1 protein-coding gene, 2 tRNA genes and 2 rRNA genes are annotated in these 6,590 nt (G+C 43.2%); 4 read left to right on the top strand and 1 reads right to left on the bottom strand.

Annotation, left to right across the window (positions count from 1 at the left end; genetic code table 11):
• Positions 1 to 679: 679 nt before the first annotated feature.
• Positions 680 to 928, bottom strand: a complete 249-nt coding sequence (locus ACWIUO_RS13145) for a hypothetical protein (protein ID WP_454178347.1) — start codon at positions 926 to 928, stop codon at positions 680 to 682.
• 10 nt (positions 929 to 938) lie between these two features.
• Between ACWIUO_RS13145 and ACWIUO_RS13150 the strand changes: the two genes are divergently transcribed.
• The 4 genes from ACWIUO_RS13150 (at position 939) to ACWIUO_RS13165 (ending at position 6,585) form a co-directional block, all read left to right on the top strand.
• Positions 939 to 2,599 (top strand): 16S ribosomal RNA (locus ACWIUO_RS13150).
• A gap of 119 nt (positions 2,600 to 2,718) precedes the next feature.
• Positions 2,719 to 2,795: transfer RNA gene (locus tag ACWIUO_RS13155), tRNA-Ile, on the top strand.
• Between the two features lie 403 nt (positions 2,796 to 3,198).
• Positions 3,199 to 3,274 (top strand) — tRNA-Ala (locus ACWIUO_RS13160).
• A gap of 424 nt (positions 3,275 to 3,698) precedes the next feature.
• Positions 3,699 to 6,585 (top strand): 23S ribosomal RNA (locus ACWIUO_RS13165).
• The 16S and 23S rRNA genes sit together here with 2 tRNA genes alongside, the layout of an rRNA operon.
• Positions 6,586 to 6,590: the final 5 nt, after the last annotated feature.

The raw sequence follows: 6,590 nt of genomic DNA on the forward strand, positions 1-6,590 counted from the left end.
CACTTAAGCAACTCTTAAGCATAATATCTGTATTATTCCCTTTCCCAAATTTTCCCGTGTTTTTTGCTATGCTAGTTTTGTGGTTAGCTTTGTGCTAGCTTTTTGTTTTTTACACTTTTTCTTATGCGCTTTCTATGTGTCTAACTATTGCATAATTTGCCAACATAAAATAGTGTATTTACACAAGATTTCCACAAGCTTTCTTTTGGGCTTTGATTTACTTGATTTAATCTTTAGCTTTGATTTGTAAAATCACAGGCTTTGTTAGTAAAATCTAGGGATTTGGCGTTATTTTACATTTTTTATCTTTAACTAAACATTGATGAAAAATTGGTAAATGATCTTTGACAACTAAGCAAGATGATAAAGCAAGTAGTTTGCTAAGCTACTTACATTATCTCTTAAATGTTATTTTCATACAACTCGACTATGACTTAATTGTTTGAGACATTGCTTAAAACACTTGTTTTAAATATTTGTTTTAAACATTATGAGTTAAAAGTCTTTGTGATACGAGGTAATAACTTCGGTAATAACTTAATAAGTATTGTTAAGTGCAAACTTATAATGCTTATTTAGATTTAAGACGATGAAGCAAGGACAAACCTTTTCATAATGGTTTTAATGGTTTTTATGTTTTTTGATGAATGACAAAGATGTTAGATTTGCTTATTTTGGCTTATTTAGAATCTAAGTTTTCATTAAAAACATTTGAAAAACATTTGCAAAAATGCACAAAAAGCACAAAAAAGCATTTGTAAAAAAAAACCATTTGTAAATCCATATAAAAAATCCATTTCAAAAACCATTCAATGTAGAATTTGATTTTATATATCTTACAGATTTTAGATTCTAAATTCTCATTTATGGCATTTGTGGATAGTTTTATGGTTTGTGGAGAGTTTGGTTCTATTGATTTAGATTCCAAACTTCCCATTTTTATGGAGAGTTTGATCCTGGCTCAGAGTGAACGCTGGCGGCGTGCCTAATACATGCAAGTCGAACGATGAAGCCTTTAGCTTGCTAGAGGTGGATTAGTGGCGCACGGGTGAGTAACGCATAGGTAATATGCCCCATAGTCTGGGATAGCCACTGGAAACGGTGATTAATACTAGATACTCCCTACGGGGGAAAGAGGCACTCAAAAATGCCCTTAAAAATGTGTTTAGTAGTGCGTAGTGTGCGATAAATATGCTTTTATAAGATTCTGCAAATTTATAAATAAATGTAGCAGAATTTATAAGCATAGTGATTGTGCGATATGTGCTAAAAAATATATTTTTAAGGGTATTTTTGAGTGCTTTTGCTATGGGATTAGCCTATGTCCTATCAGCTTGTTGGTGAGGTAATGGCTCACCAAGGCTATGACGGGTATCCGGCCTGAGAGGGTGAACGGACACACTGGAACTGAGACACGGTCCAGACTCCTACGGGAGGCAGCAGTAGGGAATATTGCTCAATGGGGGAAACCCTGAAGCAGCAACGCCGCGTGGAGGATGAAGGTTTTAGGATTGTAAACTCCTTTTGTTAGAGAAGATTATGACGGTATCTAACGAATAAGCACCGGCTAACTCCGTGCCAGCAGCCGCGGTAATACGGAGGGTGCAAGCGTTACTCGGAATCACTGGGCGTAAAGAGCGCGTAGGCGGGAAAGTAAGTCAGATGTGAAATGCTAAGGCTTAACCATAGAACTGCATTTGAAACTACTTTTCTAGAGTATGGGAGAGGTAGGTGGAATTCTTGGTGTAGGGGTAAAATCCGTAGAGATCAAGAGGAATACTCATTGCGAAGGCGACCTGCTGGAACATTACTGACGCTTAAGCGCGAAAGCGTGGGGAGCAAACAGGATTAGATACCCTGGTAGTCCACGCCCTAAACGATGAATGCTAGTTGTTGTGAGGCTCGTCCTTGCAGTAATGCAGCTAACGCATTAAGCATTCCGCCTGGGGAGTACGGTCGCAAGATTAAAACTCAAAGGAATAGACGGGGACCCGCACAAGCGGTGGAGCATGTGGTTTAATTCGAAGATACGCGAAGAACCTTACCTAGGCTTGACATTGATAGAATCTGCTAGAGATAGCGGAGTGCCACTTTGTGGAGCTTGAAAACAGGTGCTGCACGGCTGTCGTCAGCTCGTGTCGTGAGATGTTGGGTTAAGTCCCGCAACGAGCGCAACCCCCGTATTTAGTTGCTAGCAGTTTGGCTGAGCACTCTAAATAGACTGCCTTCGTAAGGAGGAGGAAGGTGGGGACGACGTCAAGTCATCATGGCCCTTACGCCTAGGGCTACACACGTGCTACAATGGGGTGCACAAAGAGCTGCAATATCGTAAGATGGAGCTAATCTCAAAAACACCTCTCAGTTCGGATTGTAGTCTGCAACTCGACTACATGAAGCTGGAATCGCTAGTAATCGCAAATCAGCAATGTTGCGGTGAATACGTTCCCGGGTCTTGTACTCACCGCCCGTCACACCATGGGAGTTGTATTCGCCTTAAGTCGGGATACTAAATTGGTTACCGCCCACGGCGGATGCAGCGACTGGGGTGAAGTCGTAACAAGGTAACCGTAGGAGAACCTGCGGTTGGATCACCTCCTTTCAGAGAAAAAGCAAGCTATTTGTTTAGCTTGCTAACACCTTGCTTTAAGTCGCAAAGCAAATGATATGCTTTAGATTCTTGCTTAGTTTTCAGAGATTATTGTCCATTTGATTCAATATGGGCTTATAGCTCAGGTGGTTAGAGCGCACCCCTGATAAGGGTGAGGTCAGAGGTTCAAGTCCTCTTAAGCCCACCATAGCTTGTTTTTTTGCCTATTTTTGCAGAACTAAAAGAGTTAAAAAGAGTTAAATAAATTTTTGTGTTATTACCTACCAGGTGATTTCCTTAAACATTTTATTTAACAATCACAAAAATAGTCTAAAAATAACTTCGCTATCAGTAAATAACGCTTTTTGCTACTAAGCACTAATCGTTTCGTATTTTTTAAGTCATTCCTACTAGCTAGGTAACTCATTTGAAAAAATACTGCACGATTAGCACTTATCTATCAAAGAATCGTTTATTTATAGCTTTGGGCTTGCATAATGCAATAATGTCCTTTGTAGCTTTGGATTTGTAGCTAATGAGTGAATGTTTTTTGATTGTGATTAAAAATCACTCATTGATACTTGTGGGCTTGGCTTTAGCTTTTTTATTAAGGGGAATTAGCTCAGCTGGGAGAGCGCCTGCTTTGCACGCAGGAGGTCAGCGGTTCGATCCCGCTATTCTCCACCATATTACAAGTGGAGGATTTGGCCAACTTATTTGGCTTAGATTCTGGCTTAGATTTTAAGGTCTGTTTATTCCAAAGTCTAATGCAAGTTTTATCTCATAAAATCTCAACTTAAAGAGATTGATAAATCGTTGATAGATTTGTGTTTGTAAGATTTGCATTAGACTTTTAGGCATAGCTTTGTTAGAAATATGCTAGAAATAGACATATTTTTAGCAGAGTTGCATAAAGTCTGTGTTATTTGACTTTTCATTGTTAATAGCCTAAGTAAAATAAAACTACAATAACCCTGTTTTATTGTGATGTAGGTGGTTGGCATATATCTAGTTCCGTATAGATGTTGCTAATAGGTTTTTGTGTAGTATGAAACACACTTAAACCACACGATACACTCAATAAGGCAGTATGTAAGAATACTTAAAAAAGGCATAAGCTACAATAGAGCAAATGGTGGATGCCTTGGGTAGTAGAGGCGATGAAGGACGCACTAGACTGCGAAAAGCTACGCGGAGCTGTCAAGGAGCTTTGATGCGTAGATTTCCGAATGGGGCAACCCAATGCGTAGTGATGCGCATTACCTTAAATGGAGCGAACCTAGCGAAGTGAAACATCTCAGTAGCTAGAGGAAAAGAAATCAAACGAGATTCCCTAAGTAGCGGCGAGCGAACGGGGAAAAGGGCAAACCGAGTGCTTGCACTCGGGGTTGAGGACTGCAATATCCACTGCAATATCTTAGCAGAAGAGTTTGGAAAGACTCATCATAGAGGGTGATAATCCCGTATGCGAAAAGACATTGCTAGGTAGCAGTATCCAGAGTAGGGCGAGACACGAGAAATCTTGCCTGAAGCAGGGGAGACCACTCTCCAACCCTAAATACTACTACTACACCGATAGCGCACAAGTACCGTGAGGGAAAGGTGAAAAGAACCGCAGTGAGCGGAGTGAAATAGAACCTGAAACCATTTGCTTACAATCATTCAGAGCCCTATGATTTATCAGGGTGATGGACTGCCTTTTGCATAATGATCCTGCGAGTTGTGGTATCTGGCAAGGTTAAGCACACGCGAAGCCATAGCGAAAGCGAGTCTTAATAGGGCGTTAAGTCAGATGCTGCAGACCCGAAGCCAAGTGATCTATCCATGACCAAGTTGAAGTAAGTGTAACAGCTTATGGAGGACTGAACTCGTGCCCATTGAAACGGGTTGGGATGAGTTGTGGATAGGGGTGAAAGGCCAAACAAACTTGGTGATAGCTGGTTCTCTTCGAAATATATTTAGGTATAGCCTCAAGTGATAGCAATAGGGGGTAGAGCACTGATTGGGCTAGGGCTGCCTACCGCGGTACCAACCCCTGTCAAACTACGAATACCTATTGCCTTATCTTGGGAGTCAGGCGGTGGGTGATAAAATCAATCGTCAAAAGGGGAACAACCCAGACTACCAACTAAGGTCCCAAAGTTCTATTCTAAGTGGAAAATGATGTGAAGTTACTTAGACAACCAGGAGGTTGGCTTAGAAGCAGCCATCCTTTAAAGAAAGCGTAACAGCTCACTGGTCTAGTGATTTTGCGCAGAAAATATAACGGGGCTAAGATAGACACCGAAGTTGTAGATTCTATGTGAAAGCATAGAGTGGTAGAAGAGCGTTCGTATCAGCGTTGAAGCCATATCGGCAAGAAGTGGTGGAGCGATGCGAAGTGAGCATGCAGGAATGAGTAGCGATAAAAGTGGTGAGAATCCACTTCGCCGAAAGTCTAAGGTTTCCTACGCGATGCTCGTCATCGTAGGGTTAGTCGGGTCCTAAGACAAGTCAGAAATGGGTAGTCGATGGAAAATTGGTTAATATTCCAATACCAATAGTAGTGTGCGATGGAAGGACGCATAGGGTTAGGTGAGCTAGCTGATGGAAGTGCTAGTCTAAGGGTGCAGCTTGGAGGATAGGCAAATCCGCCTCTGTATGTCAAACCTAAAAGGCTCTCCAAAGTCTTCGGATAGCGGGGAGAATCACTGATACCGTCGTGCCAAGAAAAGTTTCTAAGTTTAGCTACTATTGCCCGTACCGCAAACCGACACAGGTAGATGAGATGAGTATTCTAAGGCGCGTGAAAGAACTCTCTTTAAGGAACTCTGCAAACTAGCACCGTAAGTTCGCGATAAGGTGTGCCTAGCAATAGGTCTCAGCAAAGAGTCCCTCCCGACTGTTTACCAAAAACACAGCACTTTGCAAACTCGTAAGAGGAAGTATAAGGTGTGACGCCTGCCCGGTGCTCGAAGGTTAAGAGGATTTGTCAGGGGCAACCCAAAGCATTGAATTGAAGCCCGAGTAAACGGCGGCCGTAACTATAACGGTCCTAAGGTAGCGAAATTCCTTGTCGGTTAAATACCGACCTGCATGAATGGCGTAACGAGATGGGAGCTGTCTCAAAGAGAGATTCAGTGAAATTGTAGTGGAGGTGAAAATTCCTCCTACCCGCGGCAAGACGGAAAGACCCCGTGGACCTTTACTACAGCTTGGCACTGCACATGGGAGCATTATGCGCAGGATAGGTGGGAAGCTTTGAAGTCTCTACTCTGGTGGAGATGGAGCTGTCCTTGAGATACCACCCTTAATGTTTCTGTGGGCTAACTAGCTTGAGTTATCCTCAAGTAGGACAATGTCTGGTGGGTAGTTTGACTGGGGCGGTCGCCTCCTAAAAAGTAACGGAGGCTCACATAAGGTTGGCTCATTGCGGTTGGAAATCGCAAGCAGAGTGTAATGGCATAAGCCAGCCTGACTGCGAGACAAACAAGTCGAGCAGAGACGAAAGTCGGTCATAGTGATCCGGTGATTCTGTGTGGAAGGGTCATCGCTCAAAGGATAAAAGGTACCCCGGGGATAACAGGCTGATCTCCCCCAAGAGCTCACATCGACGGGGAGGTTTGGCACCTCGATGTCGGCTCATCGCATCCTGGGGCTGGAGCAGGTCCCAAGGGTATGGCTGTTCGCCATTTAAAGCGGTACGCGAGCTGGGTTCAGAACGTCGTGAGACAGTTCGGTCCCTATCTGCCGTGGGCGCAGGAGAGTTGAGGAGAGCTGTCCCTAGTACGAGAGGACCGGGATGGACACGCCACTGGTGTAGCAGTTGTTCTGCCAAGAGCATCGCTGCGTAGCTACGCGTGGATGTGATAACCGCTGAAAGCATCTAAGCGGGAAGCCAACTCCAAGATGAACTCTCCCTGAAGGTCGCAGCAAGACTAGCTGCTTGATAGGGTAGGTGTGTAAGCATAGTAATGTGTTTAGCTGACTACTACTAATAGACCGTTTGGCTTATTTCTTTATT

Source organism: Helicobacter sp. T3_23-1056 (assembly GCF_053654535.1).